This window comes from Lysinibacillus sp. Bpr_S20 (assembly GCF_023337835.1).
Classification (GTDB): Bacteria; Bacillota; Bacilli; order Bacillales_A; family Planococcaceae; genus Lysinibacillus.
Map to the genome: position 1 here is coordinate 182,414 of NZ_JALNLQ010000005.1, position 25,304 is coordinate 207,717.

Below are 25,304 nucleotides of genomic sequence, written 5' to 3' on the forward strand. Positions count from 1 at the left end.
ATGAAGTAGCCAAGGTTGCTTCTTTTTCGGTGGATAATAATTTAATTTTTCTGAAAAGTCTTGACATTATTTCTGTGCTTAATTATATTTTATATATAACCAAACGGTTATGTGAAAAGTGAGGGAATGATAATGCCAAATGTTTATCGTGCATTAGGTGATTCAACGCGACGCCATATTTTAATTATGCTTAAACAAGGAAGCAAAACCCAAAAGGAGATAGTTGAAGCATTTGATATCTCTCAACCAGCCATTAAGAAGCATTTGAATGTTTTATTGGAAGAGAAAATTATTTCAGAGAGCTTAAATGGGAAATATCGTATCTATTCAATAAATCTCGACACACTCCAAATTGCGTACCATGAAATGCTTAAATACATCGGAGAACTACTTGATGATCAACTTGTAAGTCTAAAAAATTATGTTGAAAAAGGAGAGTTTCAAGATGAAGGAAAATAAGAATTCAGTAAAGCGCGAAATTGTTGTGAACGCACCTTTGAATAAAGTTTGGGATGCATTGACTAAGCCTGAGCATTTAAACCTTTGGTATACAAAAAATGCTGACATAGAATTTCGTATAGGTGGAAAAGGTTATATGAATCATGGCTGGGGCGCAACATCTGAGGGTGTATTCACAGAAATAGATATAATGAAACGCTTTGTACTCCAAAGCATTGATGGGGATTTTACTACCATTACTTCTTTGGAGGAAATTAGTGATGGCGTTAAAGTGAGTATTGAATATCAGGCTTCCTTTATTGGTGAAATGAATCAATCTACAAAGGAAAATATGTTATTTGGTACAAGTCAATTTTTGGAAAATCTAAAGAGTGTATATGAAACTGGCACGGATAATCGATCGAAGTTTTGGAAAACATGGATCGGTATTGCCCATACAACAAACGAGGGGGAGAGAGGGACAAGAGTTTTGCAGGTGAAGGAAGACTCGGTAGCTGCAACTGCTGGAATTAAACCTGAAGATATTATACTAGAGATAGATGGAGAAGAAATCGGAGGATATGAATCTTTTGAAAGAACATTGAATAAAAAAAATGTTAATGGCAATGTTACTTTAACAATAGAAAGGAAAAATGAAAAATCACAGGTGAACTGTTTTGTAGATGCTTATCCTGTACCTTATTAAAATTCAACAAAATTATTAATTAGCAGTACACAGACCTACGACCGACCTACACGTTGAGCTGATTATATAACACGCATATTAATTGAGAAATCTAGTTAAATGACGCCCTGGTAAAATCATAATCTGCATGATCAAATGTAACAGGCACTTAATAGAAGGGCTTTCAGACGTATTTAAAATCCAGTTGACGGGTAATTCTCCGTCTTGATTCGTCTGAGAGCTCTTAATTGTATATACGGGAGCCAGTCAATTATCTTTATGACTATTTTCTTATTAAAACATTCTATACAGTTTCCTCGTTTTGCTTGTAGATATGCCTTTCAAAACAACCTAGGAATCGGAAGGAGAGATGGTATGGAAAACAGTATTTGTAGCTAGCTTTATAGGTCTAACAGTGGATGGTATGGATATTCAAATGTTGTCATTGACTTTGCCGAGCTTAATTGCCGAATTTGTCTTAGATCTAAGACTATTGGTTGGATCAGTACATTCTCTCTATTAGGGATGGCAATCGGTAGATCTTAGGAGGTTTTCTGACCGCTTTGGCCTGTTATGATGATATTATTCTCAGGGAACGCTCTCTTAGCTTTTGAACAGACATTGGTATGGGCGCTGAATATTCATTAGCTAAGAACGCGTGGAAATGACTTATGGGGGAGGACAAAATGATGAACTCGCCGCATTTGGAGCTTTAGGCATGAGAATTAAAAACTTGTGGATAGTGGGAAAGTTAATGTTGTGACATCTTTCTTTATAACAACATTCGCAGATAATTCCACTATTTCTATAAAAGGTACATAACAAGAGTGTTTATTAGAAGGTTTTAACAGATTAATTTTTGGGTTACTCATGAATCGAAGATGACCAGCAAAGCTAATTTAGCCGAGCTGGTCTTTTTAATTTCCATAAATTAATTATAAGTCTTTAGCCCGATATGCTATCAGTCTATCACTGTATTTACGAGTAAATAAAACTTTGATATTCTATTTATGGAAAATATTTCTTGGTGAAGGAGGGTAACGATGGTGTTAAAGTGAACAAAAAAATTTTATTTGTGGGGCATTAATTTATATCTTGAAATTGAGGAGGCAATTCTTTTATGAAAAGTAAACTATCTGCGGTGTTAGCAGCTACATTAGCGTTAACGATGAGCCTACCAACCGGTGCGATGGCGCTTTCTAGCAGTCAGACTACAGTTGTAGCTAGCCAAGAATTAGCTAGTCAAGAACTGAAAAAGATTGCGACAGAGAAGGCTACTTTACTCACGAAGTCCTATGAGACGACTAGCGTGCAGTATGCGCTAATTGATAATGGTAAACTTATTTTGTCGGATCAGACAGGCAAGAACGATATGAAAGGTAAACAGCCGCTGACCAAAGATACCCTATACGGGATTGGTTCAGTCAGTAAAATGTATGCGGCTGCGGCTGTAATGAAATTAGTCGATGAAGGAAAAGTCAATTTGGATACTCCTGTCGTCCACTATGTTCCTGATTTCAAAATGAAAGACGAGCGTTACAAAAGCATTACACCACGTATGCTGTTGAACCACTCCTCCGGCTTGCAAGGTAGTACGCTTAGTAATTCATTTTTATTTAATGATAATGATACCTATGCCCATGATAACTTATTGCAGCAATTGTCCAACCAGAGCTTGAAGGCGGACCCTGGCGCATTCTCGGTATACTGCAACGACGGCTTTACGCTAGCTGAGATTATGGTGGAGAAAGTCAGCGGTATGAGCTTTACAGAATTTATACATCAACGGTTTACAAAACCTTTAAAGCTAAATCATACGAAAACGCCGCAGGACAAATGGGAAAACGATAAGCGAGCTGGACTTTATTTTCCAACGTTCCAAGGGCAGCTTCCTACTGAATCGGTGAATGTGATTGGTACGGGAGGGGTCTCTTCCACAGCAGAAGATATGGTGCGATTCTCACAAATTTTTATGGGACAAGAAAAAGGAATCCTCTCTGATAAGGCAGTCAAGGAGATGGAGCATGAGGAATATAAAAAAGGAATGTGGCCGGGGGATGGAGAGAATATTGTCAACTATGGTCTTGGCTGGGATAGTGTAAAACTATATCCTTTCAGCGAATACGGGATAAAAGGCTTGGCTAAAGGCGGCGATACGGCACTACAACATGCTTCACTGGTCGTACTTCCTGAACAGAAGATGGCAGTGGCTGTGTTGTCCTCCGGTGGTAGTAGCACTACAAATCAACTTATGGCGACTGATATACTGCTCGCTGCGCTAAAAGAGAAGGGCACAATTAAGGATATCAAGCCGAACAAATCCTTTGGAAAGCCGGTCAAAGCCAAGATGCCTCAAGACGTAGCAAAGAAAGCGGGTTTTTACGGCAATAGTTTCAGTCAATTCAAAATAGAAATTAGGAAGAATGGAGAGCTGATCTTACCATCTAATCCAGAAGAAAAATATGTATATACTGCGAATGGAAGCTTTATTAATGCGGAAGGTACCTCCAAGATCAGCTTTGCCACAGAGAAGAATAGACGAACATATTTAAAGGAGAGCACATTTATATCGCTGCCAGGCTTAGGGCAAGCAGTAATTACTCAATATGTGGCCGAGAAACTAGAAGACAATGTGTTATCAAAGGAAACCACTGCCGCATGGGCAAAGCGGGAAGGCGTCAAATTCTATCTTGTGAACGAGAAATTTAGTTCTATTCAATATTTAATGATGCCTGCCACACAAATTAATAGCAGGGAAGGCATGAAGGGCTATTGGGATAGCAGAAAAATTACAGGCCCGAACACGGCGATGCATCAGCTCCAAATACCTGTGATGGGTGGCCGTGATACGTCGGAAGCCCGTTTCTATACAGAAGGCGGCGATGAATATATGGAGATGTCCGGATCTTTATACGTAAGTGAATCCAACGTAAAACCGCTGGATGCAGGCCGATCATCCAAAGTTACGCTGCAAGCAAATGGGCATGCAAAATGGTTTACGATCCCGCAATCGGCAGCAGGGAAAACGATGACTGTGGCGTTGCCATCGAAGGGTTCGTTCACGGTGTATGATGAGCAGGGAGTATGCGTCAATTTTACCGTTGTGAGTGGCAATAACAAAGGAAAACTGCCGAAAAACGGAACGGTTGTATTTGCTGGCGCGCCGAACTCGGAATTTGTAATCACGTTGAAATAACTTTAATTTAGGAACGGCTTCAGCAAAAACAATACGACACAGAAAAATTAGTGCTCATTTGACAGCATTTATAACTCAGAAATATGTAGAAGATAATAAAAAGTAAAGCCACTAAAACTGAACTATACCCCAAAAGTTAGACCAAAAATCTAACTTTTGGGGTTCATTACATCATAGTGGCTTTTTTTATTTTAGAGCCTATATAAAATAAAATGGAAATAAAGGTTACAAAACCTAGTTGTTGTAAATTATTTTCTTTGATAAAATTTCTACTATATAATTGTACCTATCTAAAATGATTTTATAACTATATATTTTTTTGTTGGGTACTTTTAAAAAACTACGAGTGCCCCAAAAAGTACCTCGGTTAAATACATTTAAATTCACTTCATATAAAAGGTATAAAAACTTCTTTTCAGCAAACCCTTCATATTATGCACATCAAAAAATTAAAAATATCAGGATAGAAACCAAGGTCATAAGGATTACTTATTGAAAAAGATAATATTAATGTAATTTACTTATGAATATAAATGCGCTATCATGGGTATTGGAGAAAAGATGCTTTAAAAATTTATATAGCCTTTTCAAAAAGATATTTAGGGGGATCCGCAAATGGCACAAGGTAATTTACACAACAGCCGCGCATCATTCGAAGTTAATGGTAAAACTTATAATTACTATGACTTAGCTGCGATTGAAAAAGCTGGCGTTGCAAAAGTTTCAAACCTTCCTTACTCAATCAAAGTATTATTAGAATCAGTTTTACGTCAATATGATGCATATGTTATCAAAGAAGAGCACGTAAACGAATTAGCAAAATGGGGTAACGGTGCAGATCCAGAAGCTGAAGTACCATTCAAACCTTCTCGCGTAGTATTACAAGACTTTACTGGTGTACCAGTAGTAGTTGACCTTGCTTCTCTACGTTCTGCTATGAAAGAAATGGGCGGCGACCCAAGCAAAATCAACCCTGCTATTCCAGTTGACCTTGTAATTGACCACTCAGTACAAGTTGACAAATACGGTAATGCATCTGCATTAGCAGCAAACATGGACCTAGAATTCGAACGTAACGCTGAGCGTTATAACTTCTTAAAATGGGCTCAAACTGCTTATGATAACTTCCGCGCTGTACCACCAGCAACTGGTATCGTTCACCAAGTAAACTTAGAGTATTTAGCTCCAGTTGTACACGTAAACGAAAATGCTGACGGTACTTTCGAAACATTCCCTGACTCAGTAGTAGGTACTGACTCACATACAACAATGATCAACGGTATCGGCGTTCTTGGATGGGGCGTTGGTGGTATCGAAGCTGAAGCAGGTATGCTTGGTCAACCTTCATACTTCCCAATCCCAGAAGTTATCGGTGTTAAATTAGTTGGCGATCTTCCAAACGGAACTACTGCTACTGACTTAGCATTAAAAGTAACTCAAGTATTACGTCAACGTGGCGTAGTAGGTAAATTCGTTGAGTTCTTCGGACCTGGCGTAACTAAATTACCACTAGCTGACCGTGCGACAATCTCTAACATGGCTCCTGAATATGGTGCTACATGTGGTTTCTTCGCAATTGACGAAGAATCATTAAACTACATGCGTTTAACAGGTCGTGACGAAGAACACATCGCGGTTGTAGAATCTTACTTAAAAGCTAACCACATGTTCTTCGATCCAACTTTAGAGCCAGTTTACACTGACGTATTAGAAGTAAACTTAGCTGAAATCGAACCAAACCTTTCTGGTCCAAAACGTCCACAAGACTTAATTCCACTATCTCAAATGCGTTCTCGTTACAAAGAAGCAGTAGTGGCACCACAAGGTACACAAGGTTTCGGTTTAACTGAAGATGAATTCGCAAAAACTTCTGTAGCTAAATTCGCTGAAGGTGATGTAGAAATCCCAACAGGTGCTGTAGCAATCGCTGCAATCACTTCTTGTACAAATACATCTAACCCATACGTATTAATCGCTGCGGGCTTAGTTGCGAAAAAAGCTGTAGAAAAAGGTCTAACTGTGCCTAAATGGGTAAAAACTTCTTTAGCACCAGGTTCTAAAGTAGTAACTGGTTACCTTGAAGATTCAGGTTTACAAACTTACCTTGACCAAATCGGTTTCAACACTGTAGGTTACGGTTGTACAACATGTATCGGTAACTCAGGTCCATTACTTCCTGAAATCGAAGACGCTATCAAAGAGAACGACTTATTCGTAACTTCAGTTCTTTCTGGTAACCGTAACTTCGAAGGTCGTGTACACCCACTTGTAAAAGCTAACTACTTAGCTTCACCACCACTTGTTGTTGCTTATGCACTTGCTGGTACTGTGGATATCGACCTACAAAAAGATTCATTCGGTAAAGACAAAGATGGCAACGAAGTATTCTTCGCTGATATCTGGCCTTCAACTGAAGAAGTTAACGCTGTATTAGGTACTGTAGTTAACCGTGAATTATTCCAAAAAGAATACGAAACTGTATTCACAGCGAACGAAAAATGGAATGCAATTGAAACATCAACTGAGTCTCTATACACATTTGATGACAAATCAACTTACATCCAAAACCCACCATTCTTCCAAGGTCTTGCAAAAGAGCCAGAAGCTATTAAAGGCTTAGAAGGCTTACGCATTATGGCTAAGTTTGGTGACTCAATTACAACTGACCATATTTCTCCAGCTGGTGCAATCGGTAAAGATACACCTGCAGGTAAATATTTAATCGAAAACGGGGTTGCAATCCGTGACTTCAACTCATACGGTTCTCGTCGTGGTAACCACGAAGTTATGATGCGTGGTACATTTGCAAACATCCGTATCCGTAACCAAGTTGCTCCTGGTACAGAAGGTGGTTTCACTACTTACTGGCCAACAGGTGAAGTAGAGTACATCTATGACGCATGTATGAAATACCAAGCACAAGGTACTGGCTTAGTAGTACTTGCTGGTAACGACTACGGTATGGGTTCTTCTCGTGACTGGGCTGCTAAAGGTACTAACTTACTTGGTATTAAAACAGTTATCGCACAATCTTACGAGCGTATCCACCGTTCTAACCTAGTAATGATGGGTGTTCTTCCACTTCAATTCATGCCAGGTGAATCAGCTGATACTTTAGGCTTAACTGGTAAAGAAGAAATCTCTGTTAACATTACTGACAACGTGAAACCACGTGAAATCTTAACAGTAACTGCTAAATCTGAAGACGGTTCAGTTAAAACTTTCCAAGCTTTAGCTCGTTTCGACTCAGAAGTAGAAGTAGACTACTACCGTCACGGTGGTATCCTACAAATGGTTCTACGCGCGAAAGCTGCTCAGTAATCATTTTCATAAAAAACCGATCTCTTAGGAGGTCGGTTTTTATTTATACATAGAAAAAATTCGCAATGGGGGATTGGCTTTGCAAAAAGATGAACTAAAAAAACGCGCTTTATCAATTGTTTCATTACCAAATCACTATAAACTAATCATCGAAGACTATTCTGAAGACGAAAGAGTGATGTTCACCTGGGCGAATGAACAACAAGATGAAAGTATTACTATTGAATTAGATGGCACCGGTCACCTCATATACTTATCAATTGAAAATAATGATACTGTTTCTGTGGTAGATTCTTTATCTATTGAGGAAATGAGAAAAATTGCGGAACAATTTTTGCTTAGTCATTATCCATCTGCTCTGGAAGATTTGGCGTTTTCAAAAGTTAAAGAACTATCTAGAGTGGACCGTTTTTATTTTGAACAAATGGTCATGGATCTACCGTTAGAACAAGCTGGTTGTTTTGTTGATGTGGATGCATTCGGAAGTATTACTGGATTTAGATACTACGGAGTGAAAACGAGTCCTGAAATACCTTCGCAGTTAGTTTCCAAAGAAGCTCTGATGGAATATGTAAAGAATGCGTTGGCGCTACAACTAGAAATAACAAATTTGTCTAGTGATGTTTACAATGTGAAGAAAAATGGACTTCAACTCGTGTATGAGATAACTTCATTTTTACACTTTAAAGCAGATGCTTTAGAACCAACACTAAAGGTTATTCATGATGAAAATGAACCTGAAAGTTATGTTGCTCTTCCTCCTTCTCCAGCTAATTTGAAGGTCAACGATTTTACGATGGAAGAAATTATCGGCATAACAGATGAACTTGAGCTTATTCGAGAAGTAGATAGAGGACCAGATCGAGGGATAGTGTGGCGTAAACGGAATTGGGAAATGAACGATAAAGATTTATCGATCAACGGCTTTTTTAAAATGCAGTCAGAAGATACTGTTAAAGCGATTATTTCAAAGAAAACGGGTAAATTAAACAGCTTTGCTTGGATACATAAACGCTTGGGTAATTTACAGCTAAGTCAAGAAGCATGCTATCAAAAAGCAATAGATTTTTTACTGAAAATAATTCCTGACTACTACCCTTATCTTCAACGACTAATTCAGGAAGATGAGGAAGAGGACGAGAGAGAAACAGAATCTTTTATTTTCCCTGCCCATTACCAGGGTATATCTAATTTTGATATGGTCATCGTCGTTGTAAATCGTACAACAGGTCTGATTGATTATTTTAGAGGCCCAAATTTTAATTTGGACGAACTTAGCCAAGTTCCTACAGTTCCAGCTATTTCTACGGAAAAAGCGTTTCGTCAATTTCTAGAAAATGTTGATTTTCAACTGGTTTGGGACAAAAATTACGATGACGAGATAGAGTCTTATCAACTTGTCTATATAGCTTGTGATCGACATACTAGGTTACCTATCCGGTATATTGACGCAACAACTGGCGAAATTATTGTCAGTAATGTTTAATAAGAAGGCTGTCTTGAAGCTACTGTCTGTATTTGCAGGCGGCAGCTTTTTAAATTGTCCTTGCGACAGATGGACTCGGCAGAACGACGGAAAAAACAATCGAAGCGACGGATGCATTGCCAGAGCGACGGAAAGAGCTGTTAAAGCGACGGATAGAAACCAGAGCGACGGAAAGAGCTGATAAAGCGACGGAAAGAACTGTCGAAGCGACAGATAGAAAACAGAGTGACGGAAAGAACTGATAAAGCGACGGATGGAATCGCCAGAGCGACGGAAAGAACCTTCAAAAAAATAAATTGCCCCGATTGAATGAAGAATAATTCCGATGAAATGACGGATAACTCACCAAAATGAAACATAGAACCCAAAAGTTGCGACTCTAGCTATCCAAGTGATGAAAAGAATCATCAAATCGACGATTAGAGCCGCAATTTTTAAATTATTTTATACGCTAAATTTGCCCTTCAAACTATAGAATTGTAAAAAAATGGCGAATGACATTGAGATGACTGCAAAATAAATCAATGTTATTGTTCCAATCTGTATGGATACTACAATCCCACCTAAGCTTGCACCAATTGCGCTGCCTAGATAATTTACAGAACTATTTAATGCCACTGCGGAACTTCCGTTATTTGGCTGATATGAGAGTAAAATATGTTGTTGAGGTGCCTGGCATGCCCAGCCCATTGCGCCCCAAACAAAGAACGGTAAGTATTTTAATATTGGTAAGTTAATCATTAATGGTATACAAATAATGGATAAAATTAAAGTAAATAAAATAATTGTAACTAATGATTTTGGTTTCCCGAAATAGTCGATTATGTAACCAATCATTAAACTTCCAAACAAGCCACCGAACCCCCATGCCCAAAGGTACAATGTTAAATTACTGGAGCCTGTCATTTCCTCTAATAAGGGAGATAGATATGTATACAATCCAAGGCTAGCAACACTGGCGAAAAATGTTATACATACAGTGATAGTTACTCTTTTATCCAAAAACATTTTTAATCGTTCGTTAAGCGCAGGAGGCGGTGTTGCTGGGAAATCGGGTAGAAAAATAAACATACATAAAACAGAAATGACGCCGATCATGACTAATAGCCAAAGTGTTACTTGCCAATCAAATAAGTTCGAAATATAGATGCCTAAAGGAACGCCAAGCACTGTTCCCATACTCATTCCACCAATAGTCAACCCTAGGGCTCTCCCTCGCTTATTACTAGAAACGAACTTTGTAGAAGCCGCAACAGCTAATGGTGAAAATAAACCAGCCCCAGTCCCTGCAAGTGCTCTTGATAGAAGAAAAACAGAAAAAGTCGGCGCAAAAGCAGTAATGCTATTTGCTATTGTGAAAATAAGCATTGACCCTATTAGGATTTTTTTTATTGGTTTTCCTGCAAGTAATGAAGAAAATAACGGCGCTGAGATAGCGTAAAATAATGTGAAAATGCTCACGGCCTGGCCGACTTGTGATGTACTTTTTTGATACGTATCGCTAATTCCTGGAAGAAGCCCTGCGATTACATAGGAATCAAAGCCAAGAGCAAACATTCCGAATGATAAAAATAAAGCATTTTTCATATATTGAACCTCCATAAAATTAAAGATGCTAAGTATTGATGACCTATAACGGTATGTTATAATCGAAGCACCTTCTATATTTAATAGGTTACTAAAAACCCAAGAATATGGAACAATCACTATTTTATAAGGGTATAACAAATCGTTATAGGGTATGGGGGATACATATGAATGTAGAATGGTTACATAGTTTTATTGCTGCTGCCAATCAAAAAAGTTTTTCAAAAGCTGCTCAAATCACTAATCTTTCGCAACCGGCACTTAGTAAACATATTCGAAACTTAGAGAATAATCTTGGCATCGAGCTATTTCATAGAACATCCATGGGTATTGAATTAACAGAAGCAGGTGAACGTTTTTACACTCGTATTACACCAGTTTTGACTGAAATAACAGCTATTCGTGAAGAATTACAGCAATTTAGTCAAAGCAATCCAATTGCCATCGGGGGTCTGCCTAGCTTAGCCACTTACTATTTGCCAAACAAAATGGGTGGTCTTAAGCGACTTAGTCGGCCTATTACATTAATGATTCAAAATACTTCAAATGAACTGTTACAATCTTTAGAAAAAGGTAGACTTGATGCAGTCTTTGTTGATGCAAAATATACAGGAGCATCATTGTGGAGCTGGGAATTGTTTACCGAACCTTACTATGCGGTGCTTCCTTTGCATCATCGTTTTAATGCGAGAACAACAGTAGAGCTTGAAGAATTGTGTGAGGAGCCACTTATTGTTCATCAAGCTCCTTGTGATTCTAGGAAGGATATCGTAGAACAAATACACTCCCTTGGATACAAGCCAAATATTATAAGTGAAGTGAATTTTGGTGATTTTGTCTTTGGGGCTGTAACTTCTGGAATGGGGATTACGATTGTCCCAGAGTTAATGGCTAAAAATATCGGTCATCTTCAGCTTTTTGCCGTACCGATTAATAATTTTGGTAGAACAAGAACAATTTCATTAGTGACAAAAAACGAAGAACTTGGATTGAAGTTACATCATTTATTATCAAATTAAACGAATGAAGCTGTCTCAACTTAAAGCATTGAGACAGCTTCATTTTATTACTTAAACCCCATTAAATCCTTTACCTTTTTTGTATTTTCCATAGATGTTAGCATTTCTAGGAAGCTAAAGGCAACGTCGAATGCAGTGCCAGGATTTGATGATGTAATAATATGTCCAGTTTGAACAATTCGTTCGTTAACGATGTCTGCACCATAGGATTGTAGCTGTGTGAGTCGTTTACTTGTTGGATGATTATAAGTAGTAGCTTGACGATTATGTAGTACTCCGCTATGACCTAAAATTAGGGAAGCTACACAGATCGTTGCAATTGGTTTTTTGTGTTCATCGAAATGACGAACAACTGCCTGGAACTCATCGCTATAAGCATCATCATAAAATCCAGCTTCTTCAAAACCTCCAGGAATCGCTAGTGCATCAAAATCCTCTAATGAAATTTCATGAAGCAACTTTTCGGGTGTTACGTTAAAATTCCATGTACATTGTAATTGATTATGCAATCCTACGGTCACGACTTCCGTTGTGCCGTCGCCCTCCCATTTATTCCAGCCAAGTACATCTGTAAAAACACTTGCTTCAACAGCTTCAAATCCATTTGCTAATAGTAATAATATTTTTTTCATATTGTGAAAGCCTCCTTTATTATGTTTAATTGTAATGAATAAAGCTATTCAATGACAGAATCTGTATAATGTATTTTAGAGAAATGGCTTTATAATAAAAGGAATTTTATTAAATCTAATTTATTAAAAAAGGTGGATACTTATGGATCAAATAGATACAGAAATTTTAAAGCAATTGCAGAGAAATGCAAAAATGTCGATGAAGGAATTAGCGGCGACGGTTCACTTATCGTCTCCAGCAGTGATTGAGCGCGTGAAAAAGTTAGAAGAGCAGGGGATTATTGAGGCTTATAGCGCAAAAGTAAATTTAAAAAAGTTGAATCGCGATATTCAAGCTATTATTTTATTTAAATCTATTGATTGTAAAAGTCTTTCGGATTTTTGTAACGCACATCCCGATGTCCTTGAATGCTATCGTGTAGCGGGGGAAATCAGTTATATCGTAAAAATTGCAACGAATTCAGTAGAAACACTAGAGCAGTTTATAGATGAGGCGATGCCTTATGGAACGCCATCAACAAATATTGTGCTTTCTTCAAATAAAAAAGCGGTCATTGCTCCGTTCTCTGATAAAAATTAGAATAAGTGAATTCGGAATGTATCCAGATCTTTATTTAAAAAAGACAAAAAAAGCAAACCTCAATATCGTGAGCACCGTTTATAGGGTAGAGAGGGGGAGAGGTGTTGCTTGAAATTAACGAACTCGAGGAAATAATGCAGCAGCATACAGAAAGGCTCATCCGACTTGCCTTTTATTACGTCAAAGATTTACAAAGTGCTGAAGATATCGTTCAAGATGTATTTATCAAATTTTACGATAATCAGCAAAACTATGAGGAAAGAGGAGAATTACGGGCATATTTATCGAGGCTCGTCATTAACAAAAGTAAAGATTATTTACGCAGCTGGACATACCGAAAAATACAAGTTCAACAGAAAATCTTTGCTAAGCAGGCTGTCAAGAAAAGGGACATGCTAGTGCAGCAGGATGAACAAACCTTAGTAGAAAACGCCATCTTAGCACTACCATTAAAACAGCGTGAGGTCCTTATTTATTATTATTTTGAGGAAATGTCTGTTATTGAAATTGCCGAGCTTTTAAGTATTCCGGAGAGTACGGTGAAAACAAGGCTACGTCGTGGACGAGAGCTATTAAAGCCAAAGCTACAGCATATTGAATGGGAGGTCCTGCTACATGAGTAAAGTCGATGTTAGGGTATTAAATAATTTAACCGAAAGCAAAAAGCGTGTTATGAGCAATGTTGTACAGCATTTAGAACAGCGTGAGATGAAAAAAAGATCTTGGCGTTGGCAATATAGTGTAATGTCTATTATTTTAACAGTTTGTATTGGACTATTTCTGTATACCCAATTCAGCGGAGGTCAGGAGCAATCAGCAAGTATACCAACTGTTTTAGATGAAAAGTTTCTAAACATCTATTTGGAATCGGATCCCCGAGTAAAAGATCAGAAAAGGTCCAATGATGTAAAGAAGCAGAATTTTGAATCCTATTTGCAGACTGAATCTTTATATGCTTACGCTCGATCAAAGGGAATAGTACCTACGCAAGAACAAATTGGTGAACAGCTTGAATCATTGGTGGAAGTAAGTATAAATCAAAACGAAGCAATTGCTGAACAATTACAATTGTTGAATCTTACAAAAGAAGAATTTATCGAACAATATATTAAACCATTATCTTATAAAGTAGCTATAATCAATTCACTAATGGAGCAGGAAAAGAATCAATACAAAGATGTCAATAGGCCGATTTTATATTTTCTAGTTGCGAAAGATGCTATGAACTATTTAGAGAAGCACTATAGTCAAGAAATAGTAGCCTTACGTGAAAAATTTGATATTCCTGTTGGGGAAAAAGAACTTCATTCTAAAAATGGGTTAATCGTAGCAATCAAGGAACATGAATTTTTAGTAGTTTCCTATGCAGATGAATCGGATATTGGTAAATTATCAATGGATGACATTGTACAAAAACACGGTAATGGTACGTGGTTCCCATTAATCGATGCTCCTACAACATTGTCGCTTGGAGATACTGTAGAAGTGAAATATAGTACAGATTTAGGAATGGAAAAAAGCGATTCTAAAATAACCTTTGCAGATATAGATAGCATGAAAATACTCGAAGATCATAAATGAATCAAGGCTAGACATTCCAAATTTCAAGAATGTCTAGCTTTTTTATTATCAATCATAGTCTATTTTTTAAAATTGGTTTAAGGTACAATTATTGTAATTATTTGTAGGGTGGTGTTGTTTTCTTAAAAAATAGGTACTGGGAAGTGAATAAAGCATTGATAACTGTAATAATGGACAATTCGTTAGCATTTATTCTATCTATTTCACTTATCTATTTTAAAAGTCTTTCCCCGGAAAATTCAGTGCATTTCATGAACAAGTAATGAAGGGGTTGAAGATAGCTCTGACCGTCCGCAATATTTTATAGAAAATAGTGTTACGCCATCTACTCTACTTTCTTTGTCAAACCAAATTAATGAGGTCAGAAATGGAAAGGTGCATGCGGCAACCTTCCCTTGGAAAAGCAAGGTAATTGTTGTAATAGACAACGAACAGCAGAAGGAGTTTAAGTATGTACTGTTTAATGAGGGATGGAAGCTTGATGGTATTTATCATGAAAGTGGTTTTTGATTATTCGAAAAGCAAACATGAAAAGGAGAAAAACCGTGCGTATACTACAAAATGAAAACTTTTTGAAGGAAGATGAATTAAAAGAAATACTCAAAGAATTACAAAGTGGAGCTATTACATGGCAGCAAAAGAAACATATCAATCTCATACAATCAATGATGCTACATATCGGCTCATTAGATAGTGAACTACGAGATAACTTAATTTATGGATCGTTTTATGAATTGATCCATGAAAAAAACTTACTAGAGCATTCACTTTTAACGGAGCTTTTAGAGGAATGTTTGAATAATTTATTATGCAAGGGTATTGAAGAAAGCGAATCAGATTTAGTTTTTACCCGTACATTTACGTCGCTATTGATTACTCTAATATTATATAGAGATAACGCAGATGATTTTTTATCCCAACAGAAAATCTCTGATTGTAAAGATAAAGTACTAGCTTATTTATCAGCTGAAACAGATGTAAGAGGCTACGTGCCAGGTAAAGGGTGGGCTCATAGTGTTGCACATATGGCTGATGCAATCGATGAATTGGTGAAAAATCCGAAATTAAATGAAGCCTATTATAGTGAAATTGTAAGCGCATTATACAACGCCATTTTGCAAGAAAAATATGCTTTCATTCACAATGAAGATGAACGGATCTTAGTACCTATTTTTACAATGCTGGAACAAGGTTTACAGGAGCAAGAGATCATTAAATTGCTGCAACAATTGCCTACTATTTTAAACGTAAAAAAAGAACAGCTCGATGTACAACATCACAGAATCTTAGTTTTTAACTGTAAATCCTTTATGAAAAGCTTTTATATTAAAACAAATGGCAAGCCAAAGTTCGCAACTCTTCATAAAAGCATCGAAGCATGTCTCGATGAGTTATAGGAAAATAGCTTCCAATCTTAGTACTTTGAAATTATTGACAGACAAAAATTAGTTTGTTAAGATGAGTGACAATAAAAGCATACAAATTCGTTGATGAGAAAGAGTAGTGTTTCATTTTGTTCTACAGAGAGCCGACATATTGGTGGAAGTCGGTGTGCAAGTGTTACATGAAGATCCTCTCTGAGAAGATTAGCTGAACATAGTAAGCTAATCCGGGTGTCTACCGTTAAAAAGAACACGTATGATTGTACGTTGCTGAGTGCTATTGAACGTTGATTCAATAGAATTAGGGTGGTATTCGCGGTTAACCCCGTCCCTTGCTTGGGACGGGGTTTTTTGTATGCCTTTTATACAAAATTAATTGTATAGGAGGAACTAATATGCAAGCAGGAAAAAAGAAGGAAACAACGGTCGAACGAGAAACGCGGATTCGAGCATTGTGGGAGCAAGAAGACACGTTTGCAACATCCGTGACCAATCGTGTTGGACAGCAGCCTTTTGTATTTTACGAAGGACCGCCAACAGCAAATGGCTTACCACACGTAGGTCACGCATTTGGCAGAACGATTAAAGATGTCGTAGCTCGTTATAAAACGATGCAAGGCTATTTAGTTGAGCGTAAAGCTGGTTGGGATACGCATGGTTTGCCTGTAGAGTTGGGCGTAGAAAAAAAGCTGGGTATCTCTGGTAAGCAAGAAATTGAGAAGTATGGTGTCGAACAATTTATTCAGGAATGTAAGGGAAGTGTCTTTACCTACGAGAAGAAGTGGCGCTCCTTTACAGAGCAGCTTGGCTATTGGATTGATATGGATGACCCCTATTTAACATTAAGTAATGATTACATTGAGTCCGTTTGGAATATTTTAAGTCATGTGCATAAGGAAAAGCTTTTATATAAAGGGCACCGCGTTTCGCCATATTGCCCTAGCTGTCAAACATCCTTAAGCTCTCATGAGGTTGCACAGGGCTATAAGGATGTTAAGGATTTATCTGTAACAGCAATGTTTAAGCTTACAGATAAAGATGAATATTTTCTTGGCTGGACAACGACTCCATGGACATTACCTGCCAATGTTGCATTAGCCATGAATCCTAAGCTCATATATGTTCGAGTGAAGCAGCACAATAAAGTCTATATCTTAGCAAAATCACTAGTAAATAAAGTTTTTACTGATTCTGTTGAAGTGTTAAGTGAACATGAGGGGCATGAATTTGAAGGTGTGTCGTATTCCCCACCATTTTCTTATGTCACAGTTGATAAGGGGCATGTCGTTGTATTAGCAGATTATGTCATAGAGCATAGTGGAACTGGTATCGTCCATATCGCACCTGCATATGGGGAGGATGATTATAAAACGGTACAGCAAAATGGGCTATCATTTGTCAATGTTGTTGATTTGAAAGGCTGTTATACCGAAGAGGTTCCTGAGTTGGCCGGAAAATTTGTAAAGGATTGTGATGTCGACATTATTAAAATGCTCGCTAAAGATGAACTATTGTTTGATAAGGAAAAATATGAGCATAGCTATCCTCATTGCTGGCGCTGTGATTCACCTTTGCTTTATTATGCAACTGACAGTTGGTTTATCAATATGTCTACATTGAAAGATAAACTTTTACAAAATAATGAACAAGTAACTTGGTATCCTGATCATATTAAACACGGTAGATTTGGCAATTTCTTAGAAAACCTAGTGGACTGGAATATTAGCCGAAATCGTTATTGGGGGACCCCACTCAATGTGTGGGTTTGTCAGGATTGTGGTCATGAAGAAGCACCAAACAGTATGGCATCGTTAAAAGAATTAGCAAAGGATACTTTACAAGACGTAGAGCTTCACAAGCCGTATATTGATGAGGTTATGTGTACTTGTCCGAAATGTAGTGGTGATATGGAGCGTACACCAGAAGTGATTGATGTATGGTTTGATAGTGGTTCCATGCCATTTGCGCAACATCATTATCCTTTTGGAAATCTTGATACGTTTAACAATCAATTTCCTGCCGATGTTGTCATTGAAGGTATTGATCAGACACGAGGCTTTTTCTATAGTCTGTTAGCGGTTTCGACTTTATTTACAGGCAAAGCACCTTATAAAAATGTCCTTTCTTTAGGGCATGTTTTAGATGAGCATGGACAGAAGATGTCGAAAAGTAAAGGCAATGCATTAGAGCCAGTTGAACTGATAGAGCAGTATGGAGCGGATGCTTTACGATGGGCATTTTTAGTCGATAGTTCTCCTTGGAATCCTAAACGCTTTTCTAAAAAGATTGTGATGGATGCGAAATCGAAGCTAGTCGATACGCTAGATAATACGTTCAAATTTTATCAGCTATATGCAGAAATTGATGGCTTCCAGTATGATGCTCACAATACTGGAACTCGTACAAAATTAGATCATTGGATATTGTCTCGATTACATCATACAATTCAGCTAGTGACAAAATCTATGGATGATTATCAGTTTACACAGGCAACGCGTGAAATCGGCAAGCTGGTGGAAGAGCTAAGTAACTGGTATATCCGCCGCTCACGAGCAAGATTTTGGGCTAACGGATTGTCAGAAGATAAACGAGGTGCCTTTAGTACACTGTATGAGCTCCTAACGACAATTTGTCAATTACTAGCACCTTTCACGCCATTTATCGCAGAGGATTTATATCGACAATTAAGCGGAAAAAGCGTCCATTTACAAAACTACCCAACGTACAATGAATCGCTGGTTAATGCTAAGCTCGAAAAAGAGATGGCGAATATTTTAACAGTCGTAGAGCTAGGCCGTAGCATCCGAAATAGTCAAGGGATCAAGGTGAAACAGCCGTTAAGTGAAATGATTGTTTCTGTTGACGGCGAATTAACAGATTATCAACCATATAGCGAGCTAATAAAGAATGAACTAAATATAAAAGAATGTGTTTGGACAAATGTTTTCTCTGCATATGAAACGGTTCATTATAAACTTAATTTTAAAACAGCAGGAGCAGCATTTGGAGCAAAAGTGAACAAAGTAAAAGATTATGTAGTGAATTTAAATGATGAGGAGAAAAATGTATTACAGCGAAAAGGTTCAGTTTCGTTGACAATCGATGGGGAACAAGTAACATTGTTAAAATCACATGTGTTAACTGAATCTATCGTGAAGGAGTATTACATCTTAGCCGAAGTTGATGCTTGTCGAGTTCTTATGAATGTTCATCTGACAGCAAGCTTACTTGAAGAAGGACAGATTAGGGAACTAATTCGTACAATTCAAGATACACGTAAACAATGGAAACTACCTGTTGAGCAATATGTATCGATTTCGATTACTGGAAGCGCCAAAGCAAAAACGATCATCCAGCGGCATGAAGAGTTACTAAAGGCAAATGTGTTGCTAAATGAAATTCATTATTCGGATGACAATCATGGTGAACGATATATAGAGACAGAAGTGTTTGATGAAAAAGTTACTGTTTATTTTAAGCTGTAAAATCTTAAATGCTCGGGTAACAATATTTGTACAACATTATAATTTGCTATGTTTAAGCTGAACTAATTAGTTCAGCTTTTTTGTGTTTAAAGAAATAGTTTGAAATATTTAAAAAAGTATAGTATCTGAAATTTTTCTAACGGAGAAATATCAAAGTGCAGTACATCACTATATTGAGTGAATATCTGAAAGAAAATGGAGAAATAAAGTTGTTTTAATAATCAATTACGGTGACAAATTCGCAAATGATATAATGGTATATTGTAGTAAAAGATAAGGAGTAAAACTATGAATAATTTTAAGAAGACGTTAGCATATGTAAATGAATTACTGTATGAACCAAATCATTTAACTATACAAAATATCCGAGAAGAAACTCAAAATTCTGATTATGGGGCTGGGATTTTTCGGTTAAATTCTAAATCGGTTAGGTTTAGAGTTGCAAAAATAACACCTACTAAGATAGGACAGTTTGTTTCCTTTTGGGAAAAGAATGAAGCTAATAAAAACCAAGCATTCTCATATGACAATGCTACTGATTTATTGGTAATTAACACTTTTAATAATAATGGTGATTTTGGCCAATTCATTTTTCCGAAAAATGTTCTTTTAAAACAAAACATCCTTAAAACTGCTAATTCAAAGGGGAAAATGGCAATTAGAGTTTATCCTAGTTGGGATACTCCTACAAGCAAACAAGCGATAGAAACACAAAAGTGGCAATTACCATACTTTATAAATTTGGACGATATTAACAGTTTGCCAATACATGAACTATTAAAATTATACACTAACTAAAATTGACATCCTATGTTTGTCATTCAAATATTTACTGCACAATATGAAGATGATTAATCGAAAGAAAATGTTCAGTCGATACAGAAAAAACCCCAGTTTTTTATACTGGGGAAGGCGGTTTGTCAGATTTAATAAATATTATTTTTCTGGATAATCTACATGTAATGGTGGTGGAACAAACCAACCTTTTGTTTTATTAAGACGTAGTATTTTTGCACCGATTTGAGCTTTTGCTGTATGGAATTGGGCATACATTAAGGCAATATCTTCTCGAGTAGAAATACCCATTGCTTGACTGCATGCAACTAATCCAGCAGCAAGGTCGGCACTAAGTGCAGCACTAATTTCTGGATCATTAAACTTTGCACCTGCAGGGATATCTTCCATTCTTGCTACCGGTCTTTCAGGTGAAGCAGGAGGTAAACCAATCCCATTTGTTTTTAGAATTTTCTCTAATTGTTTTACTTCTTCCCTGCAAAGTTCGACGATATCTTCAATTATTTTTTTTAGATCTTCGTCACCAGCATGATTATAAAAAGTTTGATAGCCAGAAATCATACCATAATCTGCAATTAAATTTGACCAAACACTAAACACTTCACCGTAATGCAATGGCTCGTTTTTTGGATTTCCACCAAAAATACCCATACTTTCACTTCCTTTTATTATTTTAGATAAAGCAAGGATAGTATGGGTGAAAAAAGAAATATAATTCTGTTTTTTAGAAATAAAAAAGGGTCATTGAGTTGAAAATGACCCTAAGTAAATAAATGAGGGAGGTTGTGACGGTCAACCAACGCCACAACCTAATAAGTGCGTGCGATACACTCAACATTAATTTGTGCAAATTGAGGCTACCTATACATAAAAAAAGCCAAAGCGCCGTCGCGCGCTACAGCAAAGTAATGAACAATCTGAGCAAATAAACTAAAGGGTCACTAGGTTGGAGTGACCCTAAATAAAAAATATTATGGGAATTTTTTAGGGTTATCAACTTTGATTGAAGCAACCTCTCCGCAGTTTTTACAAAAAGTCATAAGCAATGGTGAACCGAATGTCATGATAGATCCTATTGGTCTTATATTGCCCTGACTACTATTACCACCAACTTGTCCAGTTGTAAATGAATCACTGCCACAAGCTTTACAAACTAATTTAACGTTTTCCATTCTGTCACCTCGTAATGAAATATATGTAAATTTTATCATGAAAAAAGCCACCACGTCGCTACAACAAATTAATGAACAATATGCTATTTCTTTTCATATTTTTTACTATCCCACGCCCAATTTACGAAAGCGTAAATGATCGCTACCCATAAAGAAAAGAAAAGATTATTAAGCAAATCCCAATTACCTTTTCTGAAATAATCCCGAATAGATGAAAATAAAAACATTGTTACGAAGTAAAAAATATATTTGTGCTTTCTAATAAATAAAATTATAATCACCTCAATATGGGATTTATGTAAATTGTAACATAAAAAAACTGCGTTATGTTTACACGCTACATAGAGAGCTACTGAACCATATGGAGAAATTAGTAAATTACTAATATATTACCAATTACGAAATCAAGAATTTATGAAGAATCATACTTGAACTAACGTGCAGGATAGTTGAAGAAGGGAAAATTTGGATTTAAATCGAATTAATAAGTTAGATTGGGGTGCTTAAAATGATTAAATTCTTTGAATATAACTGGCAAATAAGAGATGAATGGTTTGACTGGTGCAATCAACTGACTATGAAAGAGTTGTTAAAAGAGCGCAGGGGTGGAGTAGGAAATATATTATTTACACTTTTTCACATAATTGATGTGGAATATAGTTGGATTCGTGGTATTCAAGGCAAAGAAGATGTAGTATTTCAGTTTGCTGATTTTAATACAGTTGAAAAGGTTAAATCACTTTCGGATAAATTACGAAATGAAATAGCTGAATTTATAAATACAAATGTAGGAGATTTAAGAGAAAAACTAGTCAGCGTTTCTTGGGATGAAGATAAATACACTGTGGATGATATATTACACCATATAATTACTCACGAAATTCACCACATAGGTCAACTTTCTGTTTGGGCAAGAGAACTAGAACTAAACCCTGTACCTGCTAACTTTATTGGAAGAGAATTAACGAAGGGAGGTATTAATGAAAATGAATGAAAAAACTTATTTAAGTATAGAAGAGATTATTTCAATACCAACCTTAACAGAAACAAGCATTAGTGATGATGGCAAAAACGTAGCATTTGGTAAGAAGATAGCTAACTGGAAAGACAATAACTATAGGAATCATGTCTGGATATATGAAAAAGATAAGGGGCAATGTTACCCATTAACGACTGGGGATATAGAGAGCACATTCCCAATATGGTCTCCAGATTCCAGAGAAATTGCATACCTTAGCCCAGTTGGTGACGGGGATAATAAGAAAAATCAGATCTTTGTTAGGTCCATAGATGGTTATAGTGGGGTTCAAATTACTGATGAGAAAGAAGGGGTCAGTAAATTTAAATGGGAGCCTACTGGTAAGGGTTTTTATTATGTTGCGCAGTCAAAAGAATCTGAGACGATTAAAAAACGTAGAGAACAATATGGAGATTTCCATCATACAGGTAAGGAATACAAAAATAATTGTTTATATTACATTGAAATAGATAATGTGATACAAAATGATAAAGATGAATACGAAAATAGCGTTGTTTATCAACTAACAGATGGGAAGGATTTTCATATCCATGAATTTGATATTTCAAATTGTGGAAAAAAAGCTCTATTTATGGCTACACCAAGTTCAAATATGGAAGATTTTATTCAGGGAGATCTTTACATACTGGATATTGAAGCAGGTGAGCTACAAAAGTTGAATATAGATAAGTTGTTGGGAGGGAACGTTTGCTTTTCTCCTGATGGCAGCCAAATATGTTACTCAGCAAGCATAATGGAGAAGGATTACTATAAAACTCATATACAAGACAGTACACTAGAGATCTATGATATTAATAATGGAGAACTAATGCATCCTTTAACAGATTTTGATAGTACGGTTATTCCAATACGGTGGACAGCTAAAGGAATTTTAATTAGATGGCAGAATAAAACTAATTATCTTATTGGGTTGCTATCTGAGGATGGCACTGTGGAAATGTTAAGCGATAAAGTAGATGGTTTTATAATGGATGCTTCTATAACAAGGGATGGAAATCATATATCCTATAATAAAGCTATAACAAATGAAACCTTTGAGATCTATTTAGACGATAAAAAAATAACGAATGAAAATAGCTTTTTCAAAGGAAAGCTTAAAAGTAACAGGGAAATGATCTCGTGGCAAAGTAGTGATGATCTTGAAATAGAGGGGGTTTTATCAACTCCAGTAGAGTTTGACGCAAATAAAAAATATCCCTTATTAGTGGTAATCCATGGTGGTCCAGCTTGGGCATCCTTTCCCATATTTTCAGACTGTTTTAATGAGAAATATCCTATTGAACAGTTCATCGAAAAAGGCTTTATCGTTTTAGAACCAAACTACAGGGGAAGTTCTGGTTATGGTAATGAATTCTTAAAAGCAAACTATAGAAAACTGGGGATTGCTAACTATGATGATGTTATATCTGGAGTAGATAAACTAGTCGACAAAGGGATTGTAGATAAAGATAGAGTAGGGGTTATGGGATGGAGCAACGGTGGATATATATCAGCTTTCTGTTCTACTTTTAGTAGTAGATTTAAAGCTATTTCCGTTGGAGGTGGAATTACTAATTGGAGTACACATTATGTAAATACAGATATACCTTACTTTATAAGGATGTATTTAGGAAATAATCCATGGAATGATCCAGAGATCTATACGAAAACATCACCAGTGATATATATTAAATCAGCCTGTACTCCTACTTTAATTCAACATGGCGAAATGGATGCAAGAATACCAACACCAAATGCATATGAGCTATATCAGGGATTAAGGGATATGGAAGTTGATACAGAATTAATTATTTTTAAAGGAATGGCCTATAGTTCTGACCAGCCAGGAATTAATGTGGCTATTATGAAGCAGAATTTGATGTGGTTTTCCCACTATATTCTTGGAGAAAGTATGAAAGATTTTAGGGTTTTGTGATGGAGATCCTCTAATAATTGGCTAGTTATTGGCGTGATTACTTTGATAGTTTTTCATTCGACAAAGGGAGTGCGAATGTTCAATTAGATCAACTGCTTCTTGTGTAACGACTGAAATGATAGAAAAAGAGATTTGAACAATTCAATAAATAGATCACCTATATCTTTAAACATAAATAAAAGCTGAACTACTATCGAAATTAGTTCAGCTTAAAAATTGCATATTAAGGGTGCACATTGTATATGGTATCCTGAAATATTAAGAGTATTACTTAAACTCTTTGTTTTTAATAGCTACAGTAAACCACTAACAAGATAGAGAGCAGTTCCCCAAATAAAAATCGCGGAGCATTTATTAAAAATATTCATAAGCTTCCCAGAGCTATCAAGTCTTTTCAACGATGCTCCCGCAATGATAAGACCGAAAAACCATAACCAAGAAATCAAAACGCATGCTGCAGTGAACAACATTTGCTCCATCCCACTATATTTTAAAGCACTCGTCCCAATAACACCAATTGTGTCTAAAATTGCATGTGGATTTAAGAGAGAGACAGACAGTGCGAATACAACTTGTTTTTTTACAGGTAGCGCCTCGTTATTATCGGCTGTCACTGGATTTGAACGCCAAATTGTATAGCCCATATAAAGTAGGAAAAGTATACCACCACTCATTAAGGCGATACGTAACCACTCGAATTGCAACACGATGATAGATAAACCAAAAACCGCTAGTAATATTAGAAGCGTATCACAAATTGCGGCTGTTATGCCTGCAGGAAAGGCACGAACTAGATGTGGCTGTGTTGCACCTTGAGAAAAGACAAAGACATTTTGTACGCCTAAAGGCAAAATAAGGCCAAATGCTAAAATCATTCCATGAAAAAATGCTTCCAATGAGATTCACTCCTTTCATTAAATATTCTAGATATGTTATAACTAAAAGAAAACGACCAATTGGATGGTTTTTTAGCCATCCAATTTAGAGGTGA

The 25,304-nt window shown here is 36.6% G+C and carries 19 protein-coding genes and 1 other annotated feature; of the genes, 14 read left to right on the forward strand and 5 right to left on the reverse strand.

Translation table 11 applies throughout. The annotated features are described in order from the left end of the window. Positions 1–132 precede the first annotated feature (132 nt). The 5 genes from MWJ95_RS14725 to MWJ95_RS14745 all read left to right on the forward strand — a co-directional run bounded on the left by MWJ95_RS14725 (position 133) and on the right by MWJ95_RS14745 (position 9,126). Positions 133–459 (forward strand): metalloregulator ArsR/SmtB family transcription factor, encoded by a 327-nt coding sequence (locus MWJ95_RS14725; RefSeq protein ID WP_249106454.1) that lies wholly within the window; start codon positions 133–135, stop codon positions 457–459. Next, positions 446–1,144 carry an SRPBCC domain-containing protein gene (locus MWJ95_RS14730; RefSeq protein ID WP_249106456.1) on the forward strand — a complete coding sequence of 233 codons (699 nt, stop codon included), beginning with the start codon at positions 446–448 and terminating at the stop codon, positions 1,142–1,144. Before MWJ95_RS14725 ends, MWJ95_RS14730 begins: the two co-directional genes overlap by 14 nt. A gap of 1,099 nt (positions 1,145–2,243) precedes the next feature. Then, positions 2,244–4,319, forward strand: coding sequence for a serine hydrolase domain-containing protein (locus MWJ95_RS14735; protein WP_249106465.1), 2,076 nt, complete (start codon positions 2,244–2,246; stop codon positions 4,317–4,319). A 615-nt stretch (positions 4,320–4,934) separates the two neighbouring features. Beyond that, positions 4,935–7,640: an aconitate hydratase AcnA gene (gene acnA / locus MWJ95_RS14740; RefSeq protein WP_249074623.1), complete on the forward strand. Its 2,706-nt coding sequence runs from the start codon at positions 4,935–4,937 to the stop codon at positions 7,638–7,640. Positions 7,641–7,719: 79 nt separating this feature from the next. After that, the gene (locus MWJ95_RS14745) at positions 7,720–9,126 is read left to right on the forward strand and encodes a YcdB/YcdC domain-containing protein (RefSeq protein WP_249106467.1); all 1,407 of its coding nucleotides are present in this window, start codon (positions 7,720–7,722) and stop codon (positions 9,124–9,126) included. 444 nt (positions 9,127–9,570) lie between these two features. Here MWJ95_RS14745 and MWJ95_RS14750 read toward each other — a convergent pair whose 3' ends face one another. Then, on the reverse strand, positions 9,571–10,713 hold the full coding sequence (locus tag MWJ95_RS14750; protein ID WP_249074625.1) for an MFS transporter: 1,143 nt from the start codon (positions 10,711–10,713) through the stop codon (positions 9,571–9,573). 167 nt (positions 10,714–10,880) lie between these two features. Here MWJ95_RS14750 and MWJ95_RS14755 point away from each other — a divergent pair, with 167 nt between their 5' ends. Beyond that, positions 10,881–11,732: a LysR family transcriptional regulator gene (locus tag MWJ95_RS14755; protein ID WP_249106468.1), complete on the forward strand. Its 852-nt coding sequence runs from the start codon at positions 10,881–10,883 to the stop codon at positions 11,730–11,732. A 47-nt stretch (positions 11,733–11,779) separates the two neighbouring features. Here the strand turns inward: MWJ95_RS14755 and MWJ95_RS14760 are convergent, their stop codons facing one another. Continuing rightward, a complete protein-coding gene (locus MWJ95_RS14760; RefSeq protein WP_249074627.1) occupies positions 11,780–12,364 on the reverse strand; it encodes a DJ-1/PfpI family protein in 585 nt (194 codons plus the stop codon). A 142-nt stretch (positions 12,365–12,506) separates the two neighbouring features. Here MWJ95_RS14760 and MWJ95_RS14765 point away from each other — a divergent pair, with 142 nt between their 5' ends. The 6 genes from MWJ95_RS14765 to MWJ95_RS14790 all read left to right on the forward strand — a co-directional run bounded on the left by MWJ95_RS14765 (position 12,507) and on the right by MWJ95_RS14790 (position 20,190). Continuing rightward, entirely contained in the window at positions 12,507–12,944 is a 438-nt protein-coding gene (locus tag MWJ95_RS14765) for an Lrp/AsnC family transcriptional regulator (RefSeq protein WP_249074628.1), read from the forward strand. A gap of 104 nt (positions 12,945–13,048) precedes the next feature. Next, on the forward strand, positions 13,049–13,567 hold the full coding sequence (locus MWJ95_RS14770) for a sigma-70 family RNA polymerase sigma factor (protein ID WP_283164707.1): 519 nt from the start codon (positions 13,049–13,051) through the stop codon (positions 13,565–13,567). Beyond that, a complete protein-coding gene (locus tag MWJ95_RS14775) occupies positions 13,560–14,525 on the forward strand; it encodes a YobA family protein (protein ID WP_249106469.1) in 966 nt (321 codons plus the stop codon). Before MWJ95_RS14770 ends, MWJ95_RS14775 begins: the two co-directional genes overlap by 8 nt. Positions 14,526–15,070: 545 nt before the next feature. Then, positions 15,071–15,922: a DUF2785 domain-containing protein gene (locus MWJ95_RS14780; RefSeq protein WP_249106470.1), complete on the forward strand. Its 852-nt coding sequence runs from the start codon at positions 15,071–15,073 to the stop codon at positions 15,920–15,922. An 81-nt stretch (positions 15,923–16,003) separates the two neighbouring features. After that, positions 16,004–16,243: a binding site (T-box leader), on the forward strand. A 59-nt stretch (positions 16,244–16,302) separates the two neighbouring features. Next, positions 16,303–19,392 (forward strand): isoleucine--tRNA ligase, encoded by a 3,090-nt coding sequence (gene ileS, locus MWJ95_RS14785; RefSeq protein ID WP_249106471.1) that lies wholly within the window; start codon positions 16,303–16,305, stop codon positions 19,390–19,392. A 288-nt stretch (positions 19,393–19,680) separates the two neighbouring features. Continuing rightward, positions 19,681–20,190, forward strand: coding sequence for a MepB family protein (locus tag MWJ95_RS14790; protein WP_249074633.1), 510 nt, complete (start codon positions 19,681–19,683; stop codon positions 20,188–20,190). Between the two features lie 138 nt (positions 20,191–20,328). On the opposite strand, the gene MWJ95_RS14795 is transcribed toward MWJ95_RS14790, so the two are convergent. Next, on the reverse strand, positions 20,329–20,838 hold the full coding sequence (locus MWJ95_RS14795) for a DUF3231 family protein (protein ID WP_249074634.1): 510 nt from the start codon (positions 20,836–20,838) through the stop codon (positions 20,329–20,331). Between the two features lie 320 nt (positions 20,839–21,158). Beyond that, on the reverse strand, positions 21,159–21,359 hold the full coding sequence (locus tag MWJ95_RS14800) for a hypothetical protein (protein WP_249106472.1): 201 nt from the start codon (positions 21,357–21,359) through the stop codon (positions 21,159–21,161). A gap of 508 nt (positions 21,360–21,867) precedes the next feature. On the opposite strand from MWJ95_RS14800, the gene MWJ95_RS14805 reads away from it, so the two are divergent. Together MWJ95_RS14805 and MWJ95_RS14810 are read left to right on the forward strand one after the other, a co-directional pair. After that, positions 21,868–22,353: a DinB family protein gene (locus MWJ95_RS14805; RefSeq protein ID WP_249074636.1), complete on the forward strand. Its 486-nt coding sequence runs from the start codon at positions 21,868–21,870 to the stop codon at positions 22,351–22,353. Next, positions 22,340–24,313 carry a S9 family peptidase gene (locus MWJ95_RS14810; protein WP_249106473.1) on the forward strand — a complete coding sequence of 658 codons (1,974 nt, stop codon included), beginning with the start codon at positions 22,340–22,342 and terminating at the stop codon, positions 24,311–24,313. The genes MWJ95_RS14805 and MWJ95_RS14810 overlap by 14 nt, the downstream gene beginning before the upstream one ends. Positions 24,314–24,606: 293 nt before the next feature. Here the strand turns inward: MWJ95_RS14810 and MWJ95_RS14815 are convergent, their stop codons facing one another. Then, complete coding sequence (locus tag MWJ95_RS14815; protein ID WP_249074637.1) at positions 24,607–25,209, reverse strand: LysE/ArgO family amino acid transporter; 603 nt, start codon at positions 25,207–25,209, stop codon at positions 24,607–24,609. Between the last annotated feature and the right edge of the window lie 95 nt (positions 25,210–25,304).

Bases quoted from the DNA above. Each gene is read 5' to 3' on its own strand.
- MWJ95_RS14725 (WP_249106454.1), top strand. From the start codon at position 133: ATGCCAAATGTTTATCGTGCATTAGGTGATTCAACGCGACGCCATATT.
- MWJ95_RS14730 (WP_249106456.1), top strand. From the start codon at position 446: ATGAAGGAAAATAAGAATTCAGTAAAGCGCGAAATTGTTGTGAACGCA.
- MWJ95_RS14735 (WP_249106465.1), top strand. From the start codon at position 2,244: ATGAAAAGTAAACTATCTGCGGTGTTAGCAGCTACATTAGCGTTAACG.
- acnA (WP_249074623.1), top strand. From the start codon at position 4,935: ATGGCACAAGGTAATTTACACAACAGCCGCGCATCATTCGAAGTTAAT.
- MWJ95_RS14750 (WP_249074625.1), bottom strand. From the start codon at position 10,713: ATGAAAAATGCTTTATTTTTATCATTCGGAATGTTTGCTCTTGGCTTT.
- MWJ95_RS14755 (WP_249106468.1), top strand. From the start codon at position 10,881: ATGAATGTAGAATGGTTACATAGTTTTATTGCTGCTGCCAATCAAAAA.
- MWJ95_RS14760 (WP_249074627.1), bottom strand. From the start codon at position 12,364: ATGAAAAAAATATTATTACTATTAGCAAATGGATTTGAAGCTGTTGAA.
- MWJ95_RS14765 (WP_249074628.1), top strand. From the start codon at position 12,507: ATGGATCAAATAGATACAGAAATTTTAAAGCAATTGCAGAGAAATGCA.
- MWJ95_RS14775 (WP_249106469.1), top strand. From the start codon at position 13,560: ATGAGTAAAGTCGATGTTAGGGTATTAAATAATTTAACCGAAAGCAAA.
- ileS (WP_249106471.1), top strand. From the start codon at position 16,303: ATGCAAGCAGGAAAAAAGAAGGAAACAACGGTCGAACGAGAAACGCGG.
- MWJ95_RS14790 (WP_249074633.1), top strand. From the start codon at position 19,681: ATGAATAATTTTAAGAAGACGTTAGCATATGTAAATGAATTACTGTAT.
- MWJ95_RS14795 (WP_249074634.1), bottom strand. From the start codon at position 20,838: ATGGGTATTTTTGGTGGAAATCCAAAAAACGAGCCATTGCATTACGGT.
- MWJ95_RS14800 (WP_249106472.1), bottom strand. From the start codon at position 21,359: ATGGAAAACGTTAAATTAGTTTGTAAAGCTTGTGGCAGTGATTCATTT.
- MWJ95_RS14805 (WP_249074636.1), top strand. From the start codon at position 21,868: ATGATTAAATTCTTTGAATATAACTGGCAAATAAGAGATGAATGGTTT.
- MWJ95_RS14810 (WP_249106473.1), top strand. From the start codon at position 22,340: ATGAAAATGAATGAAAAAACTTATTTAAGTATAGAAGAGATTATTTCA.